Source organism: Halobellus ordinarius (assembly GCF_031823395.1).
In the GTDB taxonomy this organism is placed as follows: Archaea; Halobacteriota; Halobacteria; order Halobacteriales; family Haloferacaceae; genus Haloquadratum; species Haloquadratum ordinarius.
In genome coordinates this window covers 212,798-238,004 of sequence record NZ_JAVQKJ010000006.1, presented here as the reverse complement: position 1 = coordinate 238,004, position 25,207 = coordinate 212,798, and the positions used below count along the sequence as shown (strand labels likewise).

Genomic DNA, 25,207 nt, shown 5'->3' with positions numbered 1-25,207 from the left:
TTTAATTACGAGTGGTATGGACGGACGCGAGGAGAAGACGACAGGGGTCGACAGATCGACGACCCGTGGGGTGCGGCGACGACGAGCACTACAGTATCTCGGCGGCGGCGCACTCGCTGCGACGCTCGGAACCGCCGGCTGTATCCAGCAGACGGGAGACGACGGCGGCACCGACACGGCGACGGATACCGACACGGCGACCGACGACGGGTCGACAGCGACGACGAGCAGCGACGACGGATCGGACGCCGAAGCTCTCACCCTCGGCGTCTTGGTCCCCGAGAGCGGTCCGTCGGCGCCGCTCGGGGGGGCGCAACGTCAGGGGGCCGAACTCGGTGTGCAGTACGTCAACGACAGCGACGAGTTCGACTTCACGATCGAGCCGGTCTACGAGGATACGCAGACGGATCCCTCGACCGGCCTCCAGCGGGCACAGCAGGTCGTCGAGAACGACGGCGCCGACTACATCGTCGGCGCCCTGGAAAGTTCGGTCGCGCTCGCAGTCGCCGATTACGTGAGCGATCAGGACGTCCTCTACACCTCCGGGGCCGCGACGATCGAACTGACGGGCGAGAACTGCAACGCGAATACGTTCCGAACGGAGACGAACGCCGCCCAGCAGATGGCCGGCCTCGTCGACTTCGCCGCCGCGGAACTCGGGTCGAACCTGTGGATTCACACCACCGACGACACGTACGGGAACTCCGCAGTCACCCAGATCAAACGGCGGATCGAGGCCCAGGGGCTCGACCTCGACGTCGTCGGCGAGACGATGCCCGACAAGGGCACTAGCAACTACGGGCCGCAGATCAGCAACATCTCGAACTCCGAGGCGGACGTGCTGGCGCTCCCGGACACAGGGGCGGACCTGATCAACTTTATGAAGCAGGCCAAAAGCAGCGGCCTGACCGACGAGATCGACGTCATCGGGACGGCGATCTTCGCGCAGGTCAGTCGCCAGGCGCTGGGGTCCGATGCGGTCGGGGCCTACTCCTCGACGCTGTACAACCACACCCTGGACACGGGGGACAACCGACAGTTCGTCGAGGCCTACCGGAACGAGTACGACGGCGTCCCGGGGAGTTTCGCCCGCGTGGGCTACGATATGGTTCGGATGACCGCCCGCGGGATTCAGGAGGCCGGCTCGAACGATCCGACCGATGTCAGATCGACCCTCGAGGGACTCGAGATGACGACGGCCCTGGGGACGACGCGGTTCCGCGAGTGTGACCACCAGGCGGTCAATCCGGTCTGGACCGGGCAGGTCGTCGAGGGCGAAGAGATTCCGGGTGTGGAACTGCTCACGAAAGTCTCCGGCGAGGACGCGATCCGGCCCTGTGCGGAGACCGGCTGTAGCCTCTGAGTCCGGATCGACGAGACAGACGACACGGGAGTTCATTCGACCGAACGAGTACTTCGCTATGAACGAAACAAACGTACTCCTGGCCGTCGACGCCGGAACCTCGACGATCAAGACGGTGGCGTTCGACACGGCCGGAAACGAACTGGCGACGGCGACGCGGGAGACGGAGACGATCCGGCCGGAGCCGGGGCACGTCGAACAGGAGATGGTGGCCGTATGGGAGCGGACCGCGGCGACACTCCGTGAGGTAAACGCAGCGCTCCCCGAGGAGGCTGCACCGATCGGTGTGAGCATCACGGGGCAGGGCGATGGGCTCTGGGCGATCACCGACGACGGCGACCCTGTCAGAAACGCCATCCTCTGGTCTGACAGCCGATCGGCTGGTATCTTAGAGGAGTGGGAACAAAACGGCCAGTTAGCGGCGATCATCGACCAGTGTGGATCGGCGCCGTATCCGGGGATGAGCCTCCCGCTTTTGGCGTGGCTGGCCCGGGAGGAACCGGCACAGTTCGAGCAGGTGGCGACGATCCTCTCGTGTAAAGACTGGCTCAAGTACAAACTGACCGGTGAGCGGACGCTCGACAACACCGAGGCGACCGTCCCCTATCTGAACAAATCGACCGAGCGCTACGATTCCAGCGTCTTCGAGTTGGTCGATCTCCCGGCGGCGGCGGACACGCTGCCACGGCTGGCGGCGCCGACCGAAACGATCGGGACGATCACGGCTGGCGCCGCCGAATCGACGGGCCTCGAAGCGGGCCTGCCGGTCGTTTCGGGCGTGTTCGACGTGCCCGCCTCGGCGATCGGCAGCGGCGCCGCCACAGCCGGCGGGACCGCCGTGACGCTCGGAACGTCCCTGACTCACCAAGTGCTCGTCGACGGTGCACAGCCGGAAACGTCGGGCATCCAGATGAGTCTCGGTCTGGACGGCCTCTGGACGTACGCGATCGGATCGAACGCCGGCACTCCGAGTCTGGAATGGGCTGCTGGGACATTCGCCGGAGACGACGACGTCGCGGCGTTAGAAGAGAGAGCGGGCGCGGCACCGCCGGGAAGTGAGGGGGTGGTGTATCACCCGTATCTGAGCACGAGCGGCGAACGCGGCCCGTTCGTCGATCCGAACGCACGTGGCCAGTTCGTGGGGCTGACTCCGGAACACGACACCGAGCACCTGCTACGGGCGGTTTACGAGGGGCTCTCGCTCGCGATCCGGGACTGCGTTGAGCATCTGCCTGCCGACACCGGCCGAGTGACACTGAGCGGCGGCGGGTCGCGTTCGGACCTGTGGTGTCAACTCATCGCTGACTGTCTCGACTGTCCGGTCGCTGTACCCGCAAGCTCCGAGCCGGGGGCGAAAGGTGCAGCAGTCTTGCTAGCGCTGTCGCAAGCGGAGTATCCCTCACTGGAAGCCGCAGTCGACCGGATGGTCACGATCGATCGACGGTTCGAACCGCGGGACGAGGTGGCCGCTCAGTATGAAGCGCTGTATGAGTTCTTCGCGGAGTCCAGACGGGAGATGCAGTCGGTCTGGGCGGACCGCGCGGCAGTGTACAATGAGGCGATTTCGGGCCGAACGGAGTGAACGGCGGATGCAGATGGGTGAACGAACGTAACACGCATCCACGTAGGTTCCTGAAGACTGTGAGAGCAGCGTTCATCGTCAGACTCGTCGGCCGATTCCGGTAATATCGGGGGCCGGTGGAGCCTTTATCCGTGCCCGGGCCGGAATAGGAGTAGATGAACCGAAACGACCAGCAAGCGTACGATCGGGGGACGTCGCTTTTCTCCCCGGACGGACGCATCTACCAGGTCGAGTACGCCCGCGAAGCGGTCAAGCGCGGGGCGCCGAGTCTCGGGATCCGAACCACAGAGGGCGTCGTGTTCGCAGCGCGGCGTCGGACGAGTTCGTCGCTGATGGAAAGCGACAGCATCGAGAAACTCCACAAACTCGACGACTATCTGGGGACCGCATCGGCGGGCCACGTCGCTGACGCCCGACGGCTGATCGACGACGCCCGGCGGGCAGCACAGGGGAACCGGCTTCGCTACGGCGAACCGCTCGGTGTCGAGGCCCTCGCGAAGACACTCTCCGACGAAATTCAGGAAACGACGCAGATCGGCGGCACGCGTCCATTCGGTGCAGCTCTGCTGATCGGCGGTGTCGACGACACCGAGACGGATCCCAGTCCACGGCTGTTCCAGACCGATCCCTCTGGCGCCCCACAGGAGTGGCGCGCCGTTGCGATCGGGTCGGGTCGAGACGACCTCCAGGAGTTCCTCGAGGACAACTGGGCTGACGATCTCTCGCTCGACGAGGGGATCACGGTCGCCGTTCGAGCGCTGCTGGACACGGACGAGGAACTCGATGCGGAGGGAGTGACCGTCGCCACCGTCACGGCCGATGGGTACCGTTCGGTTTCGGACGACCGGATCGGCGAGATCATCGCCGAGTACGGAGCCAACGGCGACTCCGAAAACGAGGAATAAGCCGCCGTTCCGCGGTTTCGACGTGGGGCTCGCCCACGGGACACCACCGCACAGCGTGGCCAAAACGGAACCGTTTTAATCGTCCCACCGATATCGGGAAGTGAAGCAAGGCTCCGTTGGTGTAGTCCGGCCAATCATCTTGCCCTCTCACGGCAAGGACCAGGGTTCGAATCCCTGACGGAGCATCCCAATTCGGTCGCCTTCTTGCGGTTTTCGCCTGTATGCACCACCGATGATCGACTCGAGGCTCAGGCCATATCGATCAGAACGACCGTGTGTATCTGGCTTTGTTAAAATTCTTGGTACCTGATACAATCTGTCCCGTTACGCTAGGAATCATCGTTTTCCTTCTTTGGGAGGTTCTTCCGCTCTGAAAAGTAATATAGAATCACAATAAACCCTGCGGCAGGTACTATTACTCCCAACCAGTACTTATCCGGATTCTTCAGATTAAGCCGCTTTGCGTCGAAATACATCAAAGCTCCTATCGGAATCTGAATAGCGATCGCGCCGACAATGAGTAAATAGGCCAACTCAACCATTGTTGTTCGTCTGCGACACGATATCATAATTGTCACGCTACGAGTGTGTATCTACAAGATTCACTGCTCTCATCGACCAACTTTCAGGCGAGTGTATTTTGAAAAATGGGATTTCAACAGAGCCGCGTATCTCGATATTTGTACCCAACTGACCCGACGGTAGTGGATTGAATTTCGAACAGATCAGTCGTCGAATACGTGAATTTTCACAGCCTGTGATGGTTAAACGGTTCCCACAACGGTAATTACATTGAATATAGGCCTGACTGGCTCTGTTGAAATCCGTGACCGATGAGAGCTCGGTACCTCTCTTCACTCATTTTAGAGGAAGGTCTTGGATAGCACTCATCTATTCATCGAGGGAAGAGAGGGTTCAATACTGGTGAAATGCCTACCAAGAGATTCATACTCCTCAACTGTCGACGGTTGTTCCGTCTCGGGGATTGCCTTCGGCCTCGGCGCCTTCCGCCCGGTATACTGTCTCTTCGGGTGTGTCGTTACCACCATAGGAACTCCAAATTCTGTTCTCAGTTCCACGAACTCTCCGTCGTCTTGTGAGTCTCTGTTGATAATTGAGAGTCGAGGGGACCCGTCTACCCTCTCGTCACTTTCAGTTGAGTGGGATAGCTCCCAGTCTCCTCTGTGAGTTGTCCTTGGGCGCGGCAAAGTTGCTCCTGAAGACTGGTAAATCAGCGGGTTCGTATGAAAGAGATAGCAGAGAACCGTTACTGAACTTCAGCCTTGGAAGCTCGTTTGAGAAGGACAACAGCAATACCGCCCAGAACGATATTGAATCCCAGCAGAACAACTGTTGCAGGAACGACTGTATTCCAGAGCCCAGTAAACGCCGTTACCTCAAAGACTGACATCACGTCCTGTCCGAGCATTAGCGCTCGGATCCCGTCGACGCCGTACGTGATGGGATTGGCGACTGCGACTGCCTGAATCCACCCAGGTAAGACATCAAGTGGTAGGAACGCGCTCGAAATGAACAGAAGCGGGAACGTCAACAGATTCGCAATCAGTACTGTCGCTTCTCGATCACGAGTAACGAGCGCGACAATGTTCGAGTACGCCATAAAGACGCTACCGAATATGACGGTCACGACGAATATTCCGAGGACGCCGAACAACCCCGTCTGGAGATAATGCGTCGCAGACGTTCCTGACTTGAGAATCAACAGGAGATACCCGAGCCCGAGAATAATCCCGGTTTGGACCGTGATTCGAACCACTTCCGACAACACTTTTCCAACGAACATCGCGCTGCGATTCATCGGGGAGATCAACGTCTTGTCGAACATTCCCGTCTCCATATCGTCGACCAGTCCGATCCCGGAGACAGCCGCGGCAGCCAGCGCTGACTGAATGATTATTGCAGGCGTGAGATACGTCACATACGTAACGTCACTCTGTACCGACTGGGCTATGGCACCGCCCGCGATTACGCCGAGGACTTCCGCCATCAAGACAAAGAAGATGATCGGCTGGACCAGCGAGGTGAACGTCACGTAGGGATTGCGGGATGTTTTAAGCAGCCACCGCCTGAAGCTGATCCGCGCGTCGGTTGTGAGACTGTTCCCCGAGGCCCTCTGTGCGGAGTTACTGTCGATTTGATCCCGCTCGTCGGTGATTCCGCTCATCGAACCACCTCTTGAGTACCCGCCGATTCGTTGCTCGCCCTACTCTCGTTGGCATCGTCCTCACCAGCCAGCGTGAGAAAGACATCATCGAGCGTTGGCGACTGAAGGTCGAAATCAGTGACTGTGATGTCAGCCGCGGCCAGCTCCGTGAACAGTTCGCTCGTAGCTCCGCGAGCGTTGTCAGCTTCGATGGTCAGACCGTGGGCGGTTTTTTCCATAGTCGCCGCATCGAGCGCGTTGAGCTGACGAAGAACGTTCATCGCACGACGATGTGTTTCCGCAGACGGATCTTCCAGCGCTAACCTGATGGTCTCCGTCCCCACGGCTGATTTTAGCGCGGCTGGTGTCCCCGTGTGGGTGATCTTTCCCTCTTGAAGGATGGCGAGGCGGTCACACAACTCGTTTGCTTCTTCGAGGTACTGCGTCGTGAGAAACACCGTCGTTCCGCGGTCGTTGATCTTCTCAAAGTACTCCCAGACTCGGAGCCGTGCCTCGGGGTCGAGACCAGTCGTCGGCTCGTCGAGGAAGACTACTGGGGGACGATGAACAAGGACTGTCGCAGTGTCGAGACGTTTCTGCATACCGCCCGAGAACGTCTCTGCTCGCTTGTCCGCAACGTCTCGTAAATCGACGAGGTCGAGTAATTCGTCGATGCGTGCCTCTCGCTCTTCTTTCGGAACACCGTACATCCGACAGGCAACGCGGAGATTCTCACGGGGTGTGAGCTCAAAGTCGACACTTGTCTCTTGAGCCATATACCCGATCGATTCGCGCACAGCCTGCGGCTCCTGTTTCGTATCGTACCCGTTGATTCGGACCGATCCCTGCGTCGGGTACAGTAGCGTGACGAGGGTCTTGATAGTGGTCGTCTTGCCAGCCCCGTTGGGACCGAGAAATCCGAAGAACTCGCCTTTTTCGACGGTGAGAGAGACACCTCGGACAGCTTCAGTTCCATCCTCGTACGTCACATACACATCCTCAGTGTCGATTGCAGTATGACGCTGCGAGGCGTTCGTCTCGTTCTCAGATTGTTGTCGTGCCTGTTGCAATACCATAGGCGAGTAAAACATCGAGATAGACGCGGGTAGGGAATTCTCGAATTCGTGAGGGCGGTTAAATACCCTCGCCCGTCGACGAGCGTGTCAGTCTCCGTCAGTTTGGGAGTGGCGGCCACCTTGTCGCCACGGTCTCCTCGATGAGTTGGGTTTGTGCCCGGCGCAGCCGTTCAGAGACTGACGACGGAGAAATATCGAGTTCCGTGGCGATCTCTCCTAAGGATGCCTGTCGTGGGATGTCGAAATACCCGAGTTCGTACGCGATCCGGAGTGCCTCGCGTTGACGGTCGGTAAGTCCGTCTCCCGGCGGTTCAGACTCTCCATCGTGGGTGAGTCGGTGCAACCGGAAGTCAGCGTTCCGCTGCCAGAACGAGGAGAATTTACTGAATGCATCCCGGTCAGCGAACCACCCGGTCTGTCGCCACCCGTCTGGTATCACATCAATCCGTCCGATGATTGCGTCAGCCGTCGCAAGCGCTTCAAGACCTGCGAGGTCGTCAAGATGCTCACCGAGTTGCTCTTCTAGACTGAGTGCTGGGAGTACCCGGTATCGTCGGGTCTCGTCAGCTTGCCCAACGAGCGTCCACTGCCCAACGTCGTATGCGTCCGTGAAAGCGTTCTCAATTCTCGACTGAGAACCACCTCGGACAGTGACGAGGAACACGGGTCGGTTCCCGTGATTGAACTGCATATCAAGGGTCAGTGTTGCGTTGGGAGCGGCCACCGCAACATCAGTGAGCGGTAACCCCTCGCAGTCGATCTCGAACTCTGCAACGAGTCCCATATGTGGATATTCCTACTGTCCTGAGTTTCCCAACGACTGAAGTCGTCGGATTTCACACGGCTACAGACCGTGATTCGCCACGACCTCTGTGTTCGGACCTCGTGGTGGTTCGGTATTGAGCCAACCCAGTACGGCTCCCGACGAGGATGAGATACGGGAGTGCGAGTGCTATTTGCATCGGGAGCGGTCGTGTGATCAGCGTGAGATCGCCGCCTCTCTCAATAGTGAACACCACGAGTAAGACAAACCCGATAGAGACACTACTCAGTCCGACACCTGCTGCACGAGCCAGCCACGCAGGGCTATAGTAGCGTTTGCAAGTCTTCACTCACACGATCGCACGCAGTCGTGCGATCGGATATGCAATCAGTTGCGAACGCTACTATAGTCTGAGAGACGATGCATTCGCTCAGATAGGAGTGGGTGAGTGTATGGTCGGGCGTCCGAGCAACCACCAGGCTGCCACAAAAAAGATGATGCCCGTCACACCGGTAATAGCCAACGGTGTAGGGTTGTCTGTCGGGGAGATGAGTGGGCCGCCGACGAACGCGGCGAACCCGAGTGACAGGGTTCCGATGAGAACACAGACACCGCCAAGTATCTGCGGCCAGGCTGACTGTTCATCATCAGTGTCCCAAAGGCTCTGAGTGATCTTCACCCCACTCGCAGCGAGTATGTACAGGAACAAGGGGAACGCAACTGGATAGTAGGGAGCAAGGAACGGAAGCGCTACCTCAACGAAATCGTAGGCGACAATCAAGAGGTAGGACGGTATCTGCAGGGGTTAGAGCGGATTGAATTTCAGGAGATATAGTGCCACGATAATCGCATAGGTGATGGCGACATCACGGCCAAGGAGGGTGTTTCGGAGCGTATGCAGAGAGACCATAGGTAGTCATATAAACCGCGGGAGATAGTAAATCACAGGTGTTTCTCGTAAGGAATGTGAGTGATAGTTAGTTCGCATCGCTAATGTAGAGGCTGTATCGGTACAGTGTATCGTCGTACCAGAGATGGTGTCCGTTGGAGGCAGTCTCGACGTGTTCGAGGTCAAGGGCGTCGATCAAATTCATGTACTCCGTCGAAAGTGGAGTCGTTTCTCGATACGTATCTCGAGCGATGGCTTGATTTAGCAACTGTTGAACGGATGTGCCGAGTTCGGCTGGATCGAGTCGAATATCAACTTTGGCAGCGAATGCGATATCACGGAATGCGTCCGTCGTGGCAGCGACTTCAAGTGCGAGTGTCGTGTACGCTGGTTCGTAGAGGCGCTCAGTAGCGACGTTGATCCGGTACGCCCAGTGGCCGTCCGAGTCCATCGTTACGATTTGCCCATCGAGATCGCCGGTCAACCGACTGTCCAGTTCGTACGGGCGCCGCAGCACGTACGCATCATCACGAAGCAGATCGGCACTCCCGCTTTCCCCATTTGTGACGGCGTAACTGTGGAGGATTTTGATCACGCGGCCGACGGGCCGAGCGAGAGAATCGACGACAGGGGCGTTCTCGGGGACTTGATCTTCAGGTATTGGAGTGACCCGAACGAACGGCCGTTCCATTCGCTGTTCGCCGGTAACGACGGTTTTCGTCTGGTAGTACCGTCCGCTGTGAGCGACGTACGCATCTTCGGGAAGTGGTTCGTAGCCGTAGGTCGTATGTCGACCATCTGGAAGGATCGCTGATAAAGCACGGTGAGCGGGCTGGTCATATACGCTTTCACCCGGTTGATAGAGAACGTATTCGACAAGCGGTTGGTTGACCGGATTGACTGAGAGTCTGTACTCGTTCTTTTGATTCGTAGAGGAACCAGGTGTAAGCGATGCACAGCCCGCGAGAGCCGTAGCTGCGGTCGTTCCGGCGAGGTGGAGAGCCGTTCGTCGGCTAAGGACCATATTCGACGTTCCAAATCGTCCGGTGTCAATCTGTCGTCTGGAGTCGTCTCCGGCTGTCATCGTCAGTGAAGATCGCCTCACGTGTCTACAGTACAAACGATTTGAGAGGATGGTGGAGAGAGTATGAGTGTGTGTTGATGTATTGAGAACAATTTACGGGGCGAGAACCTCGAATATCAGATCGACGTCAGCGAGAGGTCTCACTCGGGTTTCAGTCAAGAACAAGTTCTCCGTCGGTGCTCAACAATCGAACTCAAAAATCTCTATTTCCGTCTCAGGAAGCACACCACGCGCTACTGTTTTAACTGAATGACAAGCTCCTCGACGGAGAGAGCGTAGACGGTCATCTCGACGCCCCGCTTGGAGTACCACGTGTCTACTGCTTCCACGAGATCCGCTTCACAGAGGTGCTTGAGGTGGTACTTGGCGTTTTGGATGGACGTGTCGATAGCCTCGGCAATATCCGAGGTAGTCGCTGGGTCCTCGTCAAGCGTGGCTAGTATCTGCTGTGCCGTTTCCGAGGAGACCGTTTGAAGCACGTCAGTCTGTGTCTCGTCGTCGACGATGACGTTCGTCTGTTTGCGCGGCGTGTGATCAACGGGGGTGTGGTAGGGAAATGCAGTTGGCATAAGTATCACCTGAAGTGAATTACCGGCCTGTATAGGTGGGGATGCGGTTGTCGAGTGCGAGCGATCCATTACGCCAGCGGATATACGCAATCAGGAGTAAGCCGCCGAGGATGGCGAAGCCGACGAAAACGAGGCCTTCTTCTCCGACCCACCGCGCTGGGCCGACGATATCAACGGCTAGAAGCTCCGGTGTCCGCTGTGAATGTCCCAGCCCGAATATCGCGCTCTGTGTGAAATTATAGAAGACGTGAAACCCGATACTGAGAGCGAGCTCCCCGGTCAGAACGTAGGCCCCACTCAGTACCAGCCCTGCGACGAGGTAGTACCCATACTGGCTGAAATGTGTTACTTTCGCGCCGTGCAGAACCCCAAACACGAGCGTGCTGACCGTCACTGCGAGTCCAACGGCCATCCACCGGGGAATGAGCCCACTTGCCCCCTCGGCCAGATTCGTCAACATCGCTCCGCGGATGACGAACTCTTCCCACGCGGCTGCGAGAGCGATATACACGAATACGAGCGCCATCGCAGGCACGAATGGGAGATCACCAGAGCCGCGCATAACCCCGGTGAACGTGGCCCAGCCAGCACCGAGAGAAACAATCAGTGCACCGCCGTTGATTGCTGTGGCGACGAGCCCCCCAACGGCAAACGAGTGCCACCACTCTCTATCGAACGAGAGGCCGAATCCACTCACGGGCCGCCGGTCAACGACTCGTGCAGTGAGAAGCACAGCTCCGACTAGGATAACGGCGATACTCGTCAATTCGAGGGATTCCCGTACTGGATGGTCGAACCTAGATCTGATCGCGGTCTGAAGTACCGCGAGCAGAGCGAACGTTAGTACCGTCGGCAGCAGCGCGCGGAGCGGTGCACGCAGTCGACGTTGCTCAGTGTTCCAGACCGGCCAGAGGAGTCGACGGACTCCGTCACGTACGGTGGTCGGTCGTATGCGGTCAACAGTCGATTGTAACGACATACACGACACGAGGAGGCGGGTACAAGTAGCACCCCAGGCACAACTTCCGACCCAGAAGCTGTGACGGGTTTTTTACTGTCACCCGAGTCTGGAATACGTATGGACGAGGAGGAGGATACCATCTTGGCGTTACTCGACGACGAGTACGCCCGAGCGATCCTCGTTCACCTCACAATCGAACCGATGTCAGTCGATGAACTTTGTACAGCCTGCGAGATGTCCGATGCGACGGCGTATCGGCGTCTCGGCCGGTTGCAGGAGGCAGACCTCGTGACTGAGAAGCAGGAACTTGACCCCGATGGCCACCACTACAAACGGTATGCGGCCACTGTCGAGACTGTCTCCGTCACGTTCGCTGATGGGACCTACGAAATAGCAGTGACGCGCTCGACAACCGACCCTGCCGACCGGTTCACAGATCTGTTCGAGGGGTTGTCCTGAGATGTTTTCATTACAGTTGGAGGCGACTGGGACTGACCCGCTGGTAGCACTCGGGGTACTCGTCCTCTCGGTGATCTCGGTAGTGCTTTCGCTGACTATCGCCGTGGTTCTGGTTCGTGGCTACCGTCGAGGACCGGCTCGCCGCGGGATGCTTTGGCTCGCAGTCGGTCTCATCTTCTTGATCACGGTCCCTGAGTTGCTTCGCGTCGGATTGCCGACAGCGACCGACATCGGGACCGTTGGACGCTCGATACTTGTCAGTGGCTGTGAGCTACTCGGCCTCGGAACCATCCTATGGACCGTGTACGGCGGTGAGACGCGATGATAGTAGAGAGTTTGCTTTTCGTGGAACCGCTCAGTGTGGTATCGGTAGCCCGTGGGATGACTGCCGTAGTCGGCCTGTTTGTCGCTACGCTGGCCTATCGTGGGTACCGACGAAATGGCTCTACAAAGATGCGGGCGCTTGCTGTCGGCATCGGTCTGCTAACGACAGGCGTTTACGTGGCGGTTTTACTCGCTGATATGACCGGCGCCGGAAACGGCGTCGTCTTGCTCGCACGGGGTCTCGTGACAGTTATCGGCCTGTGTGTCGTGTTGTACGCTATCATCGTCGCATAGTTATAGTATCGTTTGCAACTGATTACTCATCCGATCGCACGCTGTCGTGCGATCGTGTGAGTGAAGACTTGCAAACGCTACTATATTCGATTCGAGAATATCTCACAACCATCGCAGACGATACGGCTTTCACCACATATTTGCCTCGGTCAATCGGATCGTTCGAAGGATGGTCCCCCTCGAAGGTAGACAATACGCCACTCCTTCATCCGAGACAATCGGCGTTATCGTTGCGAATGCGCTTCCGCTCGTAGGCGTTGTTGCCCTGGGGTGGGATCTCGCTGCGCTCGTGTTCCTCTACTGGTTCGAACTCGGGATCCTCTCGTTTTGGGCAGTGATTAAAGCGCTGTTTGCGGGTCGGCCGTCGGAGTTCGACTCCGATCCGTTGATCGGCGGCGCGCTGGCGAGCAAGCGAACCGCACTCCCGATCCCGTTCACCGATCTCGGCATCCAGCTCTCAACGCTGCCCGTCCTCGCCGTTGCCGTTCCCATCTTCGTGCTCGTCTGGTTCTTTGCTGGTTTCACGACTGTGGGAGTAATCGGCCCCGAGACGCTTGCATCGGATGCGCTGGAGATGGTGGTGCTCTCCTCGTTCGGCATCTTTCTCAGCGAGGGTGCCTCAACGCTCATCGAGTATTTCCACCGACACGGATACCGCGATCACAGCGCCCAAACGGCAATTCAGGGGATTTTCGTCCGCGGCGCGGTGATCGGAGTCGGCGGGCTGCTCACGGCGACGTTCGTTGGGCTCGCCGCGGACTCGGTCGCATCCGACGATCCGATCACGGCCGTCGATCCGGCACTCGTCGGTTTGCCGATCCTCGTCGGGATCGTCCTCGTGAAGTTCAGCTTCGACCTCGGTGGACTGTACCGCGAGCGGCTCACTGCCTTCGACGAAGCGTCTGCGCTCGAACTTGGCTGGGCGTACGAGCCACCATCCGACGAACCGATCGAACCCGTGAGTGCTGTCGACGAGCGACTCCGACCGACTCTCCGTGGGAGGCTGTTCGGCGGGATGTCGACGACGAACGTCCGACGCCATCCCGGTGCGTTGGCCACCGGCGGATCTCTCCTTCTCATTTCGATCCTCTTTGCGCTCGGAGGCGCCTGGGACATCGTTCTCGCCTTTGTCGGCGCCAGTCTCCTCGTTTCAATGGGACTCCTCACAATCGACTACGGCTTACGGCACGGCGGCGTCGAGTACCGCGTGTCCGACGAGGCGATCGTCGCGTACGATCAGCTCTTCCGGACGCGCCTGTGGCGAATCGAACCGTGGGACGAAACCGGACTATCCGTCGAATGTGATCGGCTCCACCGATGGCTCGATACGTCGACAGTCGTCGTCAAGTGTCCGGATCGGGAATTCCGGCTCCCACACTTACAGGACCCTGAACCAATCCTCAACGTGTTCGACCGTCGTGCCGACGGTGTTCAGCGAATGGACAGTACGTAGGGAGGGCAGTCTGGTACTGAGAATGATCCAGCGGAGATCTATCTCTGATTGATCACGCTTCGGATTCGTCGATCTCCGGACTACGGCCAGTGAGGATCGACGCCTGTGAGGTCAGCGCTAATGTCCCAGAGCCGCTCTCGATTCTCTGGATCGGATGCTTCTGACGAGGGAGACGAAACCCCATCTCCGGTGACGTACGTACCGGTTTGTTCACTGAACTCCGGGGCTGTGACGAGGGTACGCAGTCGCTGTGCGCCTTCCTGTTGAGTGGTGCCGATACCGGGGATGATAGCTGCCGCTCGGATCATCGCTCGTGTCCAGATCGGGGCGTCGCGGAACAGGTTCGTCGACGGGACGAAGCCGGGGTGAAAGCAGTTCGCCGTGATTTCGGTTTCTTCGAGTCGCTCGGCCAGCTCGAACGTGAACGCGATGGTAGCCAGTTTCGACCGGGCGTACGCTTGGAGCGAATCGTAGCCGTTGGTGAATTCGAGATCGTCGAAGTCGAGCGTCGCGCGGCGATGGATGTCGGAGGCGGTGACGACAACTCTAGCTGGTTCTGAGGTTCGAATTCGATCGAGTAGTTCGTGTGTCAGTAGGTACGGAGCGAGGTGATTCACGGCGAACGTGAGTTCGACTCCGTCCTCGGTTTCCGATCGGTGGCGAGACGAGAGCCCAGCGTTGTGCACGAGGGCGTCAATCCGGTCATACGTCTCGCGGAGTTCCGCAGCAAGAGACCGAACCGTTGCTTGCGATGCGAGGTCCGACTGATGAAATCGAACATCGCCGTCGAGCGTATTCGTCTCTGCGACGAGTGTGTCTCCGCGCGTCTGGTCGCGCCCGATAACCGCAACGATCATTCCTTGTGCAGCAAGCTCTGTCGCGGCGATGCGACCGATGCCGCTCGTCCCGCCTGTCAGCACCACAACCTGGGTATCCACGCTGGCTGTCACGTCTCGTTACAGGATTCAAACGGCAGACCCGTGTGAATTTCGGTCGAAAGTGGGATCGACTCAGGAGCGGAGGCGACTACAGGCGGTGGTTCTGTCACAACGCCATTGTTGTCTTATGATTTTCTGGGAACCACCGGAACAAGATGTCTCACGAACGACTGTTGCCGTCAACGAGCCAATTATAGTAGCGTTTGCAAGTCTTCGCTCACACGATCGCACGACAGCGTGCGATCGGATGAGTAATCAGTTGCAAACGCTACTATAATCGAACGGATAGCGTCGATATCGTCGAATCGCGTAGTGGTACGTTCCATACGGCACTCCTACCGTCAACAGGAGAAGAGGTACATCCCGAAGCCCACGAGGTAGACGGGCGTCAAGACGAGATTGCCAGTGACCGCAAACCAGGTCACCAATAGTCCAGGTCGGGTTCCGACTCGCTGATAAACTCAACCACGAATCAATCGCTGCCGTTGACCACAAGAGAGCCCTGACCGCGCTGATGACCGACGAAGAAAAGCAACAACGGCTGGACGAGGGATCGCTTTTGGATCACTATAAGCGGCTGAACGCACCTGCCCCCGGATCGTTCGCGTGGATGAACGACCGGGCACTCTACGCGACAGCGTTTGAACATAGCGACTCGGGGGAGTATGCGATGGTGAAACTTATGAGCGCGTGGTTCCAGCGAAACCTGCGTATCGCCTCGAATCTCTGGAGCGTCCCGAAGGAAGACGACGAGCGGGTATTAGTTGTGTATGGCGCATCACACGTTCCCGGACTGAAACAAATACTGACCGGCACACCGATGATGGCTCCTGTGAACCCTCGTCCGTATCTCGATGCCTAATGGGTCCGTGCCCCTGCATTGGACAATTCTCTTCCAAACTCAACGACTCTGTTGAGATGTCGTCAGCAACCAGTACGTGATATTCTCAAGGAACGATCGCTAATCAGACTATTCACGCCATTCCGGGCGAAGATACAGGACGCTGTCACTCAAAGAACGAGATATGAGCCAGTCACCTTCTGAAGACGAGACAGATGCGGACAGCGAGGAGAGTAAAATCAATGAAACACTTGACCGGGCCATTAATTTCCTGGCAACATATCTGCCGTGAGAAGTCAGGGAGGATACGGCGAGGCGACTTCGCTGTCAGGAACTGAGATAGAATCCCGCATACGGAGCGGGTCTTCCGCTAAGTGTATCCTCGACTTCGTAGTATGACTCGTCAGTGCTACTGATACTGTCGGCTGTGAGTCCCTGAAGCATTTCGCGATCCCGGGGTCGCGAATTTCTTGAAATAGTCACAGTCCATAGTATGAAACATCTAGAGACGCGATCAGTTTACCCACTCCGGTGACTCGACTGTAGTCTCACCAACTTGAGTGAACCGGACGGTCCGAGTAACGATGCGTGCCCCGGATCGGTATTCAACCGTTTGTGTGGTCTCGATACGCTGGACGTACCCTTTCGGGTTGACAAACAGCGTCAGTGATCCGTTCGAGGTGACGTGTGTGTCATTCAGGTCGGCGTGAACTCGGTACAGTCGAGTGCCGTTTCGCGTTACCGTTTCAACGGTCGTGTTCTGTCGTTCGCTGACTCGCAAAAGCAACTGCCGGTGCAGAGCGCGGTTGAGCCGCACCGACGTATTGAGCAGATCCGCGTTTCGAGTCCGAGTCTCGTCACCTGACTGGACGCGAACAGTCGTTGTGTTTCCCTGCCGCCACGCCGAGATTCTCTCAGGTGCCTGTTCATACCGCTCCGGCGCGTTGCCGGTAATCGTTGACTGACTGGTTGTCCACGCCCGAACCGGCGGCCTCGGATCGACGCGCCAGGTTCGCTCGGTCCTTATTCGGAACGTCCGGTTTTGATCTCGCGTTGTCGTGGTGGCGTGGACGGTGAACGAGTTCATCCGAAGCGTCTCCGTGTGTGCTTTGATCAGGACAGACGTGTCGGTCACATCGTCGGCGGAGAGTTCAGCTGCGTTTGAGTCCGAGTCGGCGGTGAGGGTACCCGCGCATCCTGCAGTGAGAAGCAGTGCTGACACAGCAAGCGTGAGGATGAGACGACGGTTGATCACTGCGGGATCACCTCGGGGAATCCATAGAAGAAATAATAGATTTCAGCGGCGCCTGATACCGCAAGCAACCCGCCTGCGATCCGATAAATCCGGGCTGTATATGCACTCAGTGTGGTGGTTATCGAGGCACCGCCGAGCGCCGTCACGCCAGTTACAACGGCTAAGATCGCACTCATCCCGAGCGCATAGGAGACCGCGGCACCGATGCCGAGAGCTGGTCCGGCAGCAATACCCTGCAGGACAACCGCGATGAACAACGGCGCGGTACACCCGGCTGCGGCCGCCGCGTACAGCACGCCGAACAAAAAGAACCCCGCGAGCGACCGTTCTCGCGCGGGTAACTGGACGGTCGACCAGGAAGGCTTCCAGCCGGCAGCCATCGCCCCGCCAGTGATCAGGAACACACTGCCGACGACCACTTCGAGAATGGCGATGTCCGCAAGTGCCTGGGCGCCGAGAAACGCTGTCGTCCCTGCCAACCCAACGTACACGACCGTCATTCCGAGACCCGCAAGCGCGCTCAACAGCGCTGCACGAGCAAGCGGCCGACGGATCCACGAGACGAGCCCGTTCAGCTCAGACCCCGCTGTCGGATGGGTGGTGCTGGCTGTCGACAGACCGCCGTCCGGTTTGGACACCGTATCACTCAAGAAATACGAGAGGTAGCCAGGGAGCAGCGGAAATGCACACGGGGCGAAGAATGTAGCGACGCCCGCCGAAAACGACAATCCGAACAACGCGGAAGGTGCGAGGCCGGTCATCGTTAGGACTCCGTGAGGAGCGGATCGATGATCGACGCGAACTCCTCGTACGTACGTGCCCGGACCGTCGGACTGTCTCCTGTCGCGGGGGATCCGTCCCTTTCGAACACGAGATTAGTTGGGTAGCTGTTTGCGTTCCACCGGTCGGTCGCAGCTAACGCTGGATCGGTGACAACCGGCCACGTCCCCTCGTACTCGCGCCAAAACTCCCGGATCAACATCTCATCCACTTCCGGCGTGATCGAGACCATATGTAGTTTCGATGAATCGTATTCCGCACGTAACTGCCGAAATGCTGGCATCTCTTCCTGACACGGCCGGCACCACGTTGTGAAGAAATTCAACAGGACGATTTTCCCATCCGGTTTGAGAACCACGTCCCCATCAGGGAACCCGTCCCGCGTGACGACGGACGGCAACGCAAGCGGGTCGGACTCAGTAGGTGTCTCGGCCGGAGACTCTGTCTTTTTGCTAGGTGTGTCCGCACCGGAGGACTGCAAGCCAGCACACCCGGCGAGGCTGAGTCCAATCGCAGTACTCACTGTCCCGAGGAATGATCGACGCTGACTGGAGGGCATAGTCATCGGTGAGATAGCGAGCCGGGCTTAATCATTCGACTGAAGGCTGCAATACCGATTTAATTCATAGAAACATTTCCGTGGGCGGTATCGAAATATCTCTTCTTATAGTAGCGTTTGGAAGTCTTCGCTCACACGATCGCTCGACGCCGTGCGATCGAATGAGTAATCAGTTGCAAACGCTACTATAGCTGGGTGCCGAGATTCAGCGAATTCCACACCGATACATTACCAATGAAACCACGGGAAGATTGCTTGCGGTACGATACATCAGCCATTACGAGGGATTTCCGGCTGTAGCCAAAACGAGTCGAGTCTCTGCGCTTGAAATGCCACTGCCGCGAGAACTAACAGAGCAGCGGTAGCCATCAGTACTCCGAGCAGTGGGGCAACCACAAAAAGTACTCCAGCAAGTCCGATGTCGGCGGCCACGATAAAGATCGGATAGAGCGGAATACTCAACTGCGACACCATACGCCGTTATAGGAACGTCAAGGGCAAGAACCCACTCAAAACTCAAAGAGCTGTTGTAGGAAGGCTTCCTGAGGAGACGCTCCACTGGGTGCCACGAAGTACAGATACATTCACGGGTTCTGTTAAACGTCTCGCTCGGAGATTTGCCGCTGACCGGTGTCACCGGTACCGATGCGTCCGGGTTTGAGCGGGCGTAGGCACCAACTCACTACACGAAGCGAACGAATCTCACATCCAGCAGTTGAAGACAACGCTGTTGGTCGATACAGCGACCAACGCCGTTCTCGACATTCACGTGACGACGACACGAAAGCCGATGCCCAGATTGCGCCAGAGTAGTGAAAATCTATTCACTAGAGCACGAATTAGGGGATTTCAACGTCCTGCTCGATATCTAGGTCCCGTTTGATGACTGTGGAGCAAGTTATTCGGTCGCCGAACTGAGTGAGCGGTGTCGATCCGACTGTGAGCCCTGATTGAGATAGTCAGAGGTGTTCACCGAGTAAGGTCATCGTCTCCTGCAATTGCAAGTTGATTTGCGGCTACAGCGATGTTACGGTGCCGCCCTTCGGGACAGTCCCGTCAGCGTTCCACCCGCGGAGATCGTAATATTCGGCGAGCGCACTCTCCATTCCGTCGATCTCGTAGGGCAGCGTATCATCGCTTCGGGTGAACCCCCGTTCGTTGTTGAAGTGGCGTTCCAGTTCCACGACCTTCGCACCGATCTGCAAAAGGTTCGTGTAAGCCTCGCGGAACAAGCGCTCGTACCTATCACTATTCATCATACTCCTGGAGAACTGACAAATTATTCCTGAGTCCATAAGCGCCCTGAGGTTCTCGTGTTTGATGACTTCGGCGGGTTTGTCGTTCTTGAACCCTTGCGGTGGGAGCGCTTGGTCGCTGGAGACGAGCGGGTACTCCCGAACGAAAAAGGCCGAATAGTTGTGGTCTGCACCGTGGTTTGACGTCGCGTACGACAGAGCTTGTCCGTTACAGACCCTCCCCTCGTGCGCCGGGAACTCCAGTCCCTTTGAGGTCCAGTTCGCTACTCCGAGCTCCTCGTGACTCCGCGCGATGCCCTCGGCGAGTACGTCGCCGATCCCCTCACGATAAGCGATCTTGCGGACCGTATCGTGCACGAGTCCCGCGTCGCCGTGTTCGCTCGACGGACGACAAGTCGACTAGCCTATATAATAACTAAAATGACTGAATTATAATATAAACACTCAGAATTCCTCCGCCTCCTCCTCTAACTTAACGCGGCCCATACAACAGCGCAGAGGCGTTTCATCAATTGAGCGTATGGATATCCAGCTCCCGTTCGTTGGCTGGGGCATCACGAATTGCTTCCGACAGCGTCGGGTGAGAGTGTATCGCGTCCGAAAGTCCGCCCGTTGTCAGCCATTCGGTGGGAGTCGACGTCGATTTCGGCCGCTATTCCCGTCTCTGACCCGGTCGGGGCGTCGTAGGCGACGTTCGCCGCCGCAATCAGCGCCCTCGAAGGGGTGCAGCCGCGGTTGAGACGGGTCACGGAGAGCACATCCATCTCGACGAGCGTCACCTCAAGGTCATATCAGGCCGCTCGGACCGCAGCGGCGTTCCCGGCCGAACCGCCGCCCACGACTATAGCCTCATACTGATTACTCTCGTCTCTTACCGCCGAGCGCCGCCAACGGGGACGGCGCTCGGCGGTAACAAGTGAGAGTAATCAGTATCAGTGTCGCAGCGCTCAGTCGTCGTCCTCTACGTGCCGCCAAGAGAGTCGCGGATTCCGCGCGGCACTCGTCTGATCGATACGTGCGGCCGCAGTCGTCGTGGGTGCCTCCGAGAGCTCTTCCGGCGTTTTTCGACTGGTCGCGGTGAACGCCTCCGCCAACACGTCGAGGTCTTCCTTGTTCAACGCCTCCGTCGGTTCGGTCATCAACGCCTCCTCGACAATCTCCGGCCACTTGGTCGTCGGTGGGTGGACTCCCTCGTCGAGCATTCCTTTCGCAAACTCCGCCGCGTCGACGTCACCGGCACTGGCGACGAACTCGTGGTGGAACGGCCCGTACGGGATGTCGATGTCGATCTGAGAGGCCAGATAGTTGGCGTTCAGGACGGCCATCGCGGAGGTGTCTTTCAATCCGCCATCGCCGAGTCGCGAAATGTACGCGTAGGTCTTCAACAGCACTAGCCAGTTGCCGTTGAAACCGTGGACCTTTCCGATGCTCTCATCGGGCTCGTAGAACTCGAAGGACCCCTCGTCGGTCTCGCGAACGTGGGGGTCGGGGAGGAACTCGGTGAGTTCTTCGACAACTCCGATCGGTCCCGCTCCCGGACCACCACCGCCGTGAGGCGATGCGAACGTCTTGTGTACGTTGTAGTGCATAATATCGAACCCCATATCGCCGGGGCGAGCACGCCCGAGCAACGCGTTGAGGTTCGCGCCGTCGTAGTACAGTAAGCCGCCCGCCTCGTGGACAGTGTCGGCGATCTCGGAGATATCGCGCTCGAAGAGGCCGAGCGTGTTCGGGTTCGTCAGCATCAGCGCTGCTGTCGAATCGTCCACGGCCTCTTCGAGTACTTCGACGGGCACCCGACCGTCCTCGTTGCTCGGGAGTTCGACGACGTCGTAGCCGGCCATCGCCGCACTGGCGAAGTTCGTGCCGTGTGCCGATGCGGGCACGATCACCTCTCGACGCTCGTCGTCTTCGTTGTTCGACCGGTGATACGCGCGCGCCACGAGGAGACCGGTGAACTCCCCCGCCGCCCCGGCGGGCGGTTGCAGGGTGACGGTTTCCATTCCCCCGATCTCCGCCAGATACTCCTGGAGTCCGTGGAGGACCGCGAGGGTTCCCTGTGCGTACTCGTCGGGACGGTCGGGGTGAATCGCACCGTCCTCCAACGCGGCGACGTCCTCGATGAACTTGGGGTTGTACTTCATCGTACAACTGCCCAGCGGATAGGGGCCGTGTTCGACCGAGTAGTTCATCTGCGAGAGCCGGGTGTAGTGGCTCGCGACCTCGGGTTCGGCCGGTTCGGGGAGGGTCAGTTCCTCGCGGACCAGCTCGTCGGGGAGGTCGACGTCGTCGTAGGAAACGGTCTGCATCCGCTTTTCCGACAGGAGCGGTTCGTTGACCGCCTCGCCGCTGTCGGTCTCTCGCTCCCAGGTGGCCTGTCGGTAGTTCATCCGAGCACCTCCCGAACGGCCGCGACCAGATCGTCCAACTCACCGCTGTTGGTCTCTGTCACGCATACCTGGATTTCGAACTCGCTGACCTCGTGGACGAGGAAGCCCTGATCGGCCAGTTCCGATACCACCTCGGTGGCGGGACGGTCCGTCCGTGCGACGAACTCACGGAAATGGTGACGGTCGTCGACCGGCGCCGAGACGCCATCGACGGCATCGAGTCGAGCGGCGGCCTCGGACGCATTTATCACGCACTGCTCGGCGAGCTCAGCGAGGCCGGACGCGCCGAGCGAGGCGATGTGAATTGCCGTTCGCAGCGCGACCCACGCCTGGTTCGTACAGATGTTCGAGGTCGCACGCTCCTTCCGGATGTGCTGTTCCCGAGTTTGGAGCGTCAGGGTATATGCACGCCGCCCGTCGTCCGTCTCGCTTATGCCGACGAGTCGTCCGGGGACCTGTCGGAGATACGCCTCTTTGACGGCGAACAGGCCGAGCCCCATTCCGTGGCTGGCCGAGAGGCCGAGGACGCTCGCATCGCCGATGACGATGTCCGCACCGACAGCAACCGGCTCCTTCAAAAGCGCCAGTGCGACCGGATCCGATCCGAGGCAGAAGGCCGCCTCGTGGTCGTCCGCGAGAGCCGCGACCGCCGACAGTTGCTCCTCGATCGCTCCCCGGGCCGTCGGTGATTCGGCGTACACCATCACGACGTCCTCGTCGATCTGTTCCGAAAGCGCGTCCAGGTCGGTGTTCCCCGCGTCCAGCGGATACGTCTCCACCGTCAACTCCGCACCGTCGGCGTAGTTTTCTAACACGCTTTGTCGCTCCGAACGGACCGTCTCGGGGACGAGTACGCGCGACCCGCTGGTCTCTCGGACGCGCGCGGCGAGCATAGCCGCCTCGCCGAGCGCGGTCGCGGCGTCGTACATCGAGCAGTTGGCGACGTCCAGTCCGGTCAGTTCGACGATCATCGACTGGAACTCGAAGAGCGCCTGGAGGAACCCCTGAGAGGTCTCCGGCTGGTACTGCGTGTAGGAGGTCAGAAATTCCGAACGCAGCGAGAGGTAGTCGACGACCGACGGCACGTAATGATCGTAGTGGCCGCGCCCGAGGAACTCCGTCCGGTCCGCGTTCCGTCCGAGCAGGCCCTCGATTTCGCTTCTGACCTCGTACTCCGATTTCGCCTCGATATCGAAGCTCCCCCGGAACGCGACCGCCTCCGGGACGTCGAACAGTTCTTCGACGCTGTCGGTACCGATCGCCGAGAGCATCGCTTCCACGTCCTGGGGCGTCTGTGGAGCGAAGGGGCTCGATTCGTCCGGATTATACGGCTGATCCGTTCTGTCGTCCTGTGTCTGTTGCATTGGCGTTATTCGATCTGTTTGCGGTAGTCGTCTGCATCGAGCGCGTCGTCGGGAGCCTGTCCGTCGACCTCGAAGAGCCAGCCATCGCCGTACGGATCGCTGTTGAGTAGTTCCGGTCGGTCGCGGACAGCATCGTTCGTCGCAGTTACAGTCCCTGAAACTGGTGTGTAGATGTCCGAGACGGCCTTGATACTCTCTACGACGGCACAGGCCTCACCTTCCTGTAGGGTGTCTCCCTCCGCCGGGAGTTCGACGAACACGACGTCACCGAGTTCGTCCTGTGCGAAGTCACTGATCCCGATTCGCAGGGCCTCTTCGCGGTCGTCGATCCACTCGTGTGAGTCGGTATACTGTAAATCGGCGGGTGTTTCGTACGTCATCGTCTTTGCGGTTCCTGAACGCTGTCGTTCATTTCTGGATCGGGTGTGTGTTCAACTATCATTACTCTGTACACGATTCGAGGAACGGTGTGTCGACGACGGTCGCCTCGACGGTCCGATCACGGATCCTTACGGCCAGATCGGTTCCGACAGTTGCAAAATCAGAATCCACGTACCCGAGGGCGATAGGAATCTCCAGCGTGGGACTCATCGTCCCACTGGTCACCCGACCGATCTGGTCGCCATCGGCGGAGATCTGGTGTCCGTGACGGGCGATCGCTCGCTCATCGAGGCGCAGCCCGACGAGTTGTTCGGTGATCTCACCGTCCGTGGCTCCTTCCAGCGCCGACCGACCGACGAAGTCTCGATCGTCAAAGTCGACGACGAATCCGATACCTGCCTCGAACGGGTCGTGCGGTTCCTCTTCGGGGTGAAAGTCCTGTCCGGAGAGCAGCAGGCCAGTTTCGAGTCTGAGGGTGTCTCGCGCCCCGAGTCCGCAGCGCTTGGTGTCCTCGAACAGCCGATCGACCGCCGTTGCCTCCTCGGCTGGGAAGAGAATCTCGACGCCATCTTCGCCGGTGTATCCCGTTCGAGCCACGAGACACTCGACGTCCCCTAAATTTGTTGCCATCGATGTGAACGGATCCAACTCGTCGATCCGCCCATTTGCCTCCGTATTGACCCGGTCGATTGCTTCGGGGCCCTGTACGGCGATCATTCCGGTTTCGGCGGTTCGGTTCGCGATCGTTACGTCCAGATCCCAACGAGCAGCGTGCTCACGCAGCCGACCGAATAGGTGCTCGTCGTGTCCGGCGTTCGGAACAACGACGTACTCACTTTCTTCCGGATGGTCATAGACGACGATGTCGTCGATGATGATACCATCTGACCGGAGGAAACACGTGTATACCGCCTCGCCCGGCTCGACACCTCGAACATCGCTTGGGGTGAGCCGGTGCAACAACATCTCCGCCCCCGGCCCATCGACGACCAGCTGCCCCATATGACTCACGTCGAACAGCCCGACGTCTTCTCGAACAGCCCGGTGTTCCGCGCGGATCGAGTCAAACGAAACGGGCATCTCCCACCCTCCGAAGTCTGTGAAGTCCGCGCCCGCTCGGAGGTGAGCTTCGTACAGCGGCGGTTGGTTAGGTGACACAGCAAATACTACGAATCTTCAAGTATATATGCGTTTTTGACTCGAATAATTTATTTTTATTTCATTTTGTCGCCCTGGTCTATCACTATGTGTGAATATTTCCCTCGATCAGGTTGAGACTCCGGATCCAGTCCAGGTCTGTCTGCACCACGATTCGAATCAAATTCCGCGTTTCCAGCCTGTCTACGGCGAATCTGGAGACTCACAGATATGTGCGGAGGTTCGTACGTTGCTCGCGGTTCGATCGAGACTGCCGGCAGATTCACGCTTGCCGAAAACAGCAACTGTACAGGTAGCTGTTTTTGTGAGATTTTGTCCGCAATCGTGCATTTACTCTCCGTCCTACAATTCACATCCAAGTATCCGCTCCCGGAACGGCGCTCGCCACGGAACGTACAC

General features: G+C 58.5%; 25 protein-coding genes, 1 tRNA gene and 2 pseudogenes. 10 read left to right on the top strand and 18 right to left on the bottom strand.

The window, feature by feature from the left end:
* The first annotated feature begins 16 nt into the window (after positions 1-16).
* The 4 genes from RJT48_RS10260 to RJT48_RS10245 all read left to right on the top strand — a co-directional run bounded on the left by RJT48_RS10260 (position 17) and on the right by RJT48_RS10245 (position 4,035).
* Complete coding sequence (locus RJT48_RS10260) at positions 17-1,363, top strand: ABC transporter substrate-binding protein (RefSeq protein ID WP_311172185.1); 1,347 nt, start codon at positions 17-19, stop codon at positions 1,361-1,363.
* Positions 1,364-1,421: 58 nt separating this feature from the next.
* Complete coding sequence (locus RJT48_RS10255) at positions 1,422-2,945, top strand: FGGY family carbohydrate kinase (protein ID WP_311172184.1); 1,524 nt, start codon at positions 1,422-1,424, stop codon at positions 2,943-2,945.
* A 155-nt stretch (positions 2,946-3,100) separates the two neighbouring features.
* Entirely contained in the window at positions 3,101-3,850 is a 750-nt protein-coding gene (psmA, locus tag RJT48_RS10250; RefSeq protein WP_311172183.1) for an archaeal proteasome endopeptidase complex subunit alpha, read from the top strand.
* Between the two features lie 110 nt (positions 3,851-3,960).
* Positions 3,961-4,035: transfer RNA gene (locus RJT48_RS10245), tRNA-Glu, on the top strand.
* A gap of 144 nt (positions 4,036-4,179) precedes the next feature.
* Here the strand turns inward: RJT48_RS10245 and RJT48_RS10240 are convergent.
* The 7 genes from RJT48_RS10240 to RJT48_RS10210 form a co-directional block, all read right to left on the bottom strand.
* On the bottom strand, positions 4,180-4,392 hold the full coding sequence (locus tag RJT48_RS10240; protein ID WP_311172182.1) for a hypothetical protein: 213 nt from the start codon (positions 4,390-4,392) through the stop codon (positions 4,180-4,182).
* 725 nt (positions 4,393-5,117) lie between these two features.
* A complete protein-coding gene (locus RJT48_RS10235) occupies positions 5,118-6,035 on the bottom strand; it encodes an ABC transporter permease (protein ID WP_311172181.1) in 918 nt (305 codons plus the stop codon).
* Positions 6,032-7,090 (bottom strand): ABC transporter ATP-binding protein, encoded by a 1,059-nt coding sequence (locus tag RJT48_RS10230; protein WP_425604712.1) that lies wholly within the window; start codon positions 7,088-7,090, stop codon positions 6,032-6,034. Before RJT48_RS10230 ends, RJT48_RS10235 begins: the two co-directional genes overlap by 4 nt.
* A gap of 97 nt (positions 7,091-7,187) precedes the next feature.
* Entirely contained in the window at positions 7,188-7,874 is a 687-nt protein-coding gene (locus RJT48_RS10225) for a helix-turn-helix domain-containing protein (RefSeq protein WP_311172179.1), read from the bottom strand.
* Positions 7,875-8,830: 956 nt separating this feature from the next.
* Complete coding sequence (locus tag RJT48_RS10220; protein WP_311172178.1) at positions 8,831-9,766, bottom strand: hypothetical protein; 936 nt, start codon at positions 9,764-9,766, stop codon at positions 8,831-8,833.
* A 293-nt stretch (positions 9,767-10,059) separates the two neighbouring features.
* Positions 10,060-10,395, bottom strand: a complete 336-nt coding sequence (locus RJT48_RS10215; RefSeq protein WP_311172177.1) for an ArsR/SmtB family transcription factor — start codon at positions 10,393-10,395, stop codon at positions 10,060-10,062.
* Positions 10,396-10,414: 19 nt separating this feature from the next.
* A complete protein-coding gene (locus RJT48_RS10210) occupies positions 10,415-11,374 on the bottom strand; it encodes a CPBP family intramembrane glutamic endopeptidase (RefSeq protein WP_311172176.1) in 960 nt (319 codons plus the stop codon).
* A 99-nt stretch (positions 11,375-11,473) separates the two neighbouring features.
* Between RJT48_RS10210 and RJT48_RS10205 the strand changes: the two genes are divergently transcribed.
* The 4 genes from RJT48_RS10205 (at position 11,474) to RJT48_RS10195 (ending at position 13,886) form a co-directional block, all read left to right on the top strand.
* Entirely contained in the window at positions 11,474-11,815 is a 342-nt protein-coding gene (locus tag RJT48_RS10205) for a helix-turn-helix domain-containing protein (RefSeq protein WP_311172175.1), read from the top strand.
* Position 11,816: 1 nt separating this feature from the next.
* On the top strand, positions 11,817-12,140 hold the full coding sequence (locus tag RJT48_RS10200; RefSeq protein WP_311172174.1) for a hypothetical protein: 324 nt from the start codon (positions 11,817-11,819) through the stop codon (positions 12,138-12,140).
* A complete protein-coding gene (locus tag RJT48_RS20630) occupies positions 12,137-12,433 on the top strand; it encodes a DUF7521 family protein (RefSeq protein WP_345784746.1) in 297 nt (98 codons plus the stop codon). Before RJT48_RS10200 ends, RJT48_RS20630 begins: the two co-directional genes overlap by 4 nt.
* 169 nt (positions 12,434-12,602) lie before the next feature.
* The gene (locus RJT48_RS10195) at positions 12,603-13,886 is read left to right on the top strand and encodes a DUF6498-containing protein (RefSeq protein ID WP_311172173.1); all 1,284 of its coding nucleotides are present in this window, start codon (positions 12,603-12,605) and stop codon (positions 13,884-13,886) included.
* Positions 13,887-13,966: 80 nt separating this feature from the next.
* On the opposite strand, the gene RJT48_RS10190 is transcribed toward RJT48_RS10195, so the two are convergent.
* Positions 13,967-14,824, bottom strand: coding sequence for an SDR family oxidoreductase (locus tag RJT48_RS10190; protein WP_311172172.1), 858 nt, complete (start codon positions 14,822-14,824; stop codon positions 13,967-13,969).
* Between the two features lie 514 nt (positions 14,825-15,338).
* On the opposite strand from RJT48_RS10190, the gene RJT48_RS10185 reads away from it, so the two are divergent.
* Positions 15,339-15,686, top strand: a complete 348-nt coding sequence (locus RJT48_RS10185; RefSeq protein ID WP_311172171.1) for a DUF5694 domain-containing protein — start codon at positions 15,339-15,341, stop codon at positions 15,684-15,686.
* A 493-nt stretch (positions 15,687-16,179) separates the two neighbouring features.
* Here RJT48_RS10185 and RJT48_RS10180 read toward each other — a convergent pair whose 3' ends face one another.
* From RJT48_RS10180 to RJT48_RS10165, 4 genes are all read right to left on the bottom strand, one after another.
* Positions 16,180-16,920, bottom strand: coding sequence for a hypothetical protein (locus RJT48_RS10180; RefSeq protein WP_311172170.1), 741 nt, complete (start codon positions 16,918-16,920; stop codon positions 16,180-16,182).
* Positions 16,917-17,681, bottom strand: a complete 765-nt coding sequence (locus tag RJT48_RS10175) for a cytochrome c biogenesis CcdA family protein (RefSeq protein ID WP_311172169.1) — start codon at positions 17,679-17,681, stop codon at positions 16,917-16,919. Before RJT48_RS10175 ends, RJT48_RS10180 begins: the two co-directional genes overlap by 4 nt.
* A 2-nt stretch (positions 17,682-17,683) precedes the next feature.
* Positions 17,684-18,259, bottom strand: coding sequence for a TlpA family protein disulfide reductase (locus RJT48_RS10170; RefSeq protein ID WP_311172168.1), 576 nt, complete (start codon positions 18,257-18,259; stop codon positions 17,684-17,686).
* Positions 18,260-18,529: 270 nt separating this feature from the next.
* Complete coding sequence (locus RJT48_RS10165; protein WP_311172167.1) at positions 18,530-18,733, bottom strand: hypothetical protein; 204 nt, start codon at positions 18,731-18,733, stop codon at positions 18,530-18,532.
* A 113-nt stretch (positions 18,734-18,846) separates the two neighbouring features.
* Here RJT48_RS10165 and RJT48_RS10160 point away from each other — a divergent pair.
* Positions 18,847-19,066, top strand: a pseudogene (locus tag RJT48_RS10160) (IS5/IS1182 family transposase); the annotation flags it as partial.
* 209 nt (positions 19,067-19,275) lie between these two features.
* Here RJT48_RS10160 and RJT48_RS10155 read toward each other — a convergent pair.
* From RJT48_RS10155 to gcvT, 6 genes and pseudogenes are all read right to left on the bottom strand, one after another.
* A pseudogene (locus RJT48_RS10155) lies at positions 19,276-19,881 on the bottom strand (aldehyde ferredoxin oxidoreductase C-terminal domain-containing protein); the annotation flags it as partial.
* Positions 19,882-20,069: 188 nt separating this feature from the next.
* Positions 20,070-20,294 (bottom strand): hypothetical protein, encoded by a 225-nt coding sequence (locus RJT48_RS10150; RefSeq protein WP_311172166.1) that lies wholly within the window; start codon positions 20,292-20,294, stop codon positions 20,070-20,072.
* Between the two features lie 168 nt (positions 20,295-20,462).
* Positions 20,463-21,905 carry an aminomethyl-transferring glycine dehydrogenase subunit GcvPB gene (gene gcvPB, locus RJT48_RS10145; protein ID WP_311172165.1) on the bottom strand — a complete coding sequence of 481 codons (1,443 nt, stop codon included), beginning with the start codon at positions 21,903-21,905 and terminating at the stop codon, positions 20,463-20,465.
* A complete protein-coding gene (gcvPA, locus tag RJT48_RS10140) occupies positions 21,902-23,269 on the bottom strand; it encodes an aminomethyl-transferring glycine dehydrogenase subunit GcvPA (protein ID WP_311172164.1) in 1,368 nt (455 codons plus the stop codon). The genes gcvPB and gcvPA overlap by 4 nt, the downstream gene beginning before the upstream one ends.
* 5 nt (positions 23,270-23,274) lie before the next feature.
* Positions 23,275-23,649, bottom strand: a complete 375-nt coding sequence (gene gcvH, locus RJT48_RS10135) for a glycine cleavage system protein GcvH (RefSeq protein WP_311172163.1) — start codon at positions 23,647-23,649, stop codon at positions 23,275-23,277.
* Positions 23,650-23,710: 61 nt separating this feature from the next.
* Positions 23,711-24,808 carry a glycine cleavage system aminomethyltransferase GcvT gene (gene gcvT, locus RJT48_RS10130; protein WP_311172162.1) on the bottom strand — a complete coding sequence of 366 codons (1,098 nt, stop codon included), beginning with the start codon at positions 24,806-24,808 and terminating at the stop codon, positions 23,711-23,713.
* Positions 24,809-25,207 lie beyond the last annotated feature (399 nt).

Excerpts from the sequence above, each read along its gene's own strand:
- RJT48_RS10260 (WP_311172185.1), top strand. The coding sequence starts at position 17 with ATGGACGGACGCGAGGAGAAGACGACAGGGGTCGACAGATCGACGACC.
- RJT48_RS10255 (WP_311172184.1), top strand. The coding sequence starts at position 1,422 with ATGAACGAAACAAACGTACTCCTGGCCGTCGACGCCGGAACCTCGACG.
- psmA (WP_311172183.1), top strand. The coding sequence starts at position 3,101 with ATGAACCGAAACGACCAGCAAGCGTACGATCGGGGGACGTCGCTTTTC.
- RJT48_RS10240 (WP_311172182.1), bottom strand. The coding sequence starts at position 4,392 with ATGGTTGAGTTGGCCTATTTACTCATTGTCGGCGCGATCGCTATTCAG.
- RJT48_RS10235 (WP_311172181.1), bottom strand. The coding sequence starts at position 6,035 with ATGAGCGGAATCACCGACGAGCGGGATCAAATCGACAGTAACTCCGCA.
- RJT48_RS10230 (WP_425604712.1), bottom strand. The coding sequence starts at position 7,090 with ATGGTATTGCAACAGGCACGACAACAATCTGAGAACGAGACGAACGCC.
- RJT48_RS10225 (WP_311172179.1), bottom strand. The coding sequence starts at position 7,874 with ATGGGACTCGTTGCAGAGTTCGAGATCGACTGCGAGGGGTTACCGCTC.
- RJT48_RS10220 (WP_311172178.1), bottom strand. The coding sequence starts at position 9,766 with ATGGTCCTTAGCCGACGAACGGCTCTCCACCTCGCCGGAACGACCGCA.
- RJT48_RS10215 (WP_311172177.1), bottom strand. The coding sequence starts at position 10,395 with ATGCCAACTGCATTTCCCTACCACACCCCCGTTGATCACACGCCGCGC.
- RJT48_RS10210 (WP_311172176.1), bottom strand. The coding sequence starts at position 11,374 with ATGTCGTTACAATCGACTGTTGACCGCATACGACCGACCACCGTACGT.
- RJT48_RS10205 (WP_311172175.1), top strand. The coding sequence starts at position 11,474 with ATGGACGAGGAGGAGGATACCATCTTGGCGTTACTCGACGACGAGTAC.
- RJT48_RS10200 (WP_311172174.1), top strand. The coding sequence starts at position 11,817 with ATGTTTTCATTACAGTTGGAGGCGACTGGGACTGACCCGCTGGTAGCA.
- RJT48_RS20630 (WP_345784746.1), top strand. The coding sequence starts at position 12,137 with ATGATAGTAGAGAGTTTGCTTTTCGTGGAACCGCTCAGTGTGGTATCG.
- RJT48_RS10195 (WP_311172173.1), top strand. The coding sequence starts at position 12,603 with ATGGTCCCCCTCGAAGGTAGACAATACGCCACTCCTTCATCCGAGACA.
- RJT48_RS10185 (WP_311172171.1), top strand. The coding sequence starts at position 15,339 with ATGACCGACGAAGAAAAGCAACAACGGCTGGACGAGGGATCGCTTTTG.
- RJT48_RS10175 (WP_311172169.1), bottom strand. The coding sequence starts at position 17,681 with ATGACCGGCCTCGCACCTTCCGCGTTGTTCGGATTGTCGTTTTCGGCG.
- RJT48_RS10170 (WP_311172168.1), bottom strand. The coding sequence starts at position 18,259 with ATGCCCTCCAGTCAGCGTCGATCATTCCTCGGGACAGTGAGTACTGCG.
- RJT48_RS10165 (WP_311172167.1), bottom strand. The coding sequence starts at position 18,733 with ATGGTGTCGCAGTTGAGTATTCCGCTCTATCCGATCTTTATCGTGGCC.
- gcvPB (WP_311172165.1), bottom strand. The coding sequence starts at position 21,905 with ATGAACTACCGACAGGCCACCTGGGAGCGAGAGACCGACAGCGGCGAG.
- gcvPA (WP_311172164.1), bottom strand. The coding sequence starts at position 23,269 with ATGCAACAGACACAGGACGACAGAACGGATCAGCCGTATAATCCGGAC.
- gcvH (WP_311172163.1), bottom strand. The coding sequence starts at position 23,649 with ATGACGTACGAAACACCCGCCGATTTACAGTATACCGACTCACACGAG.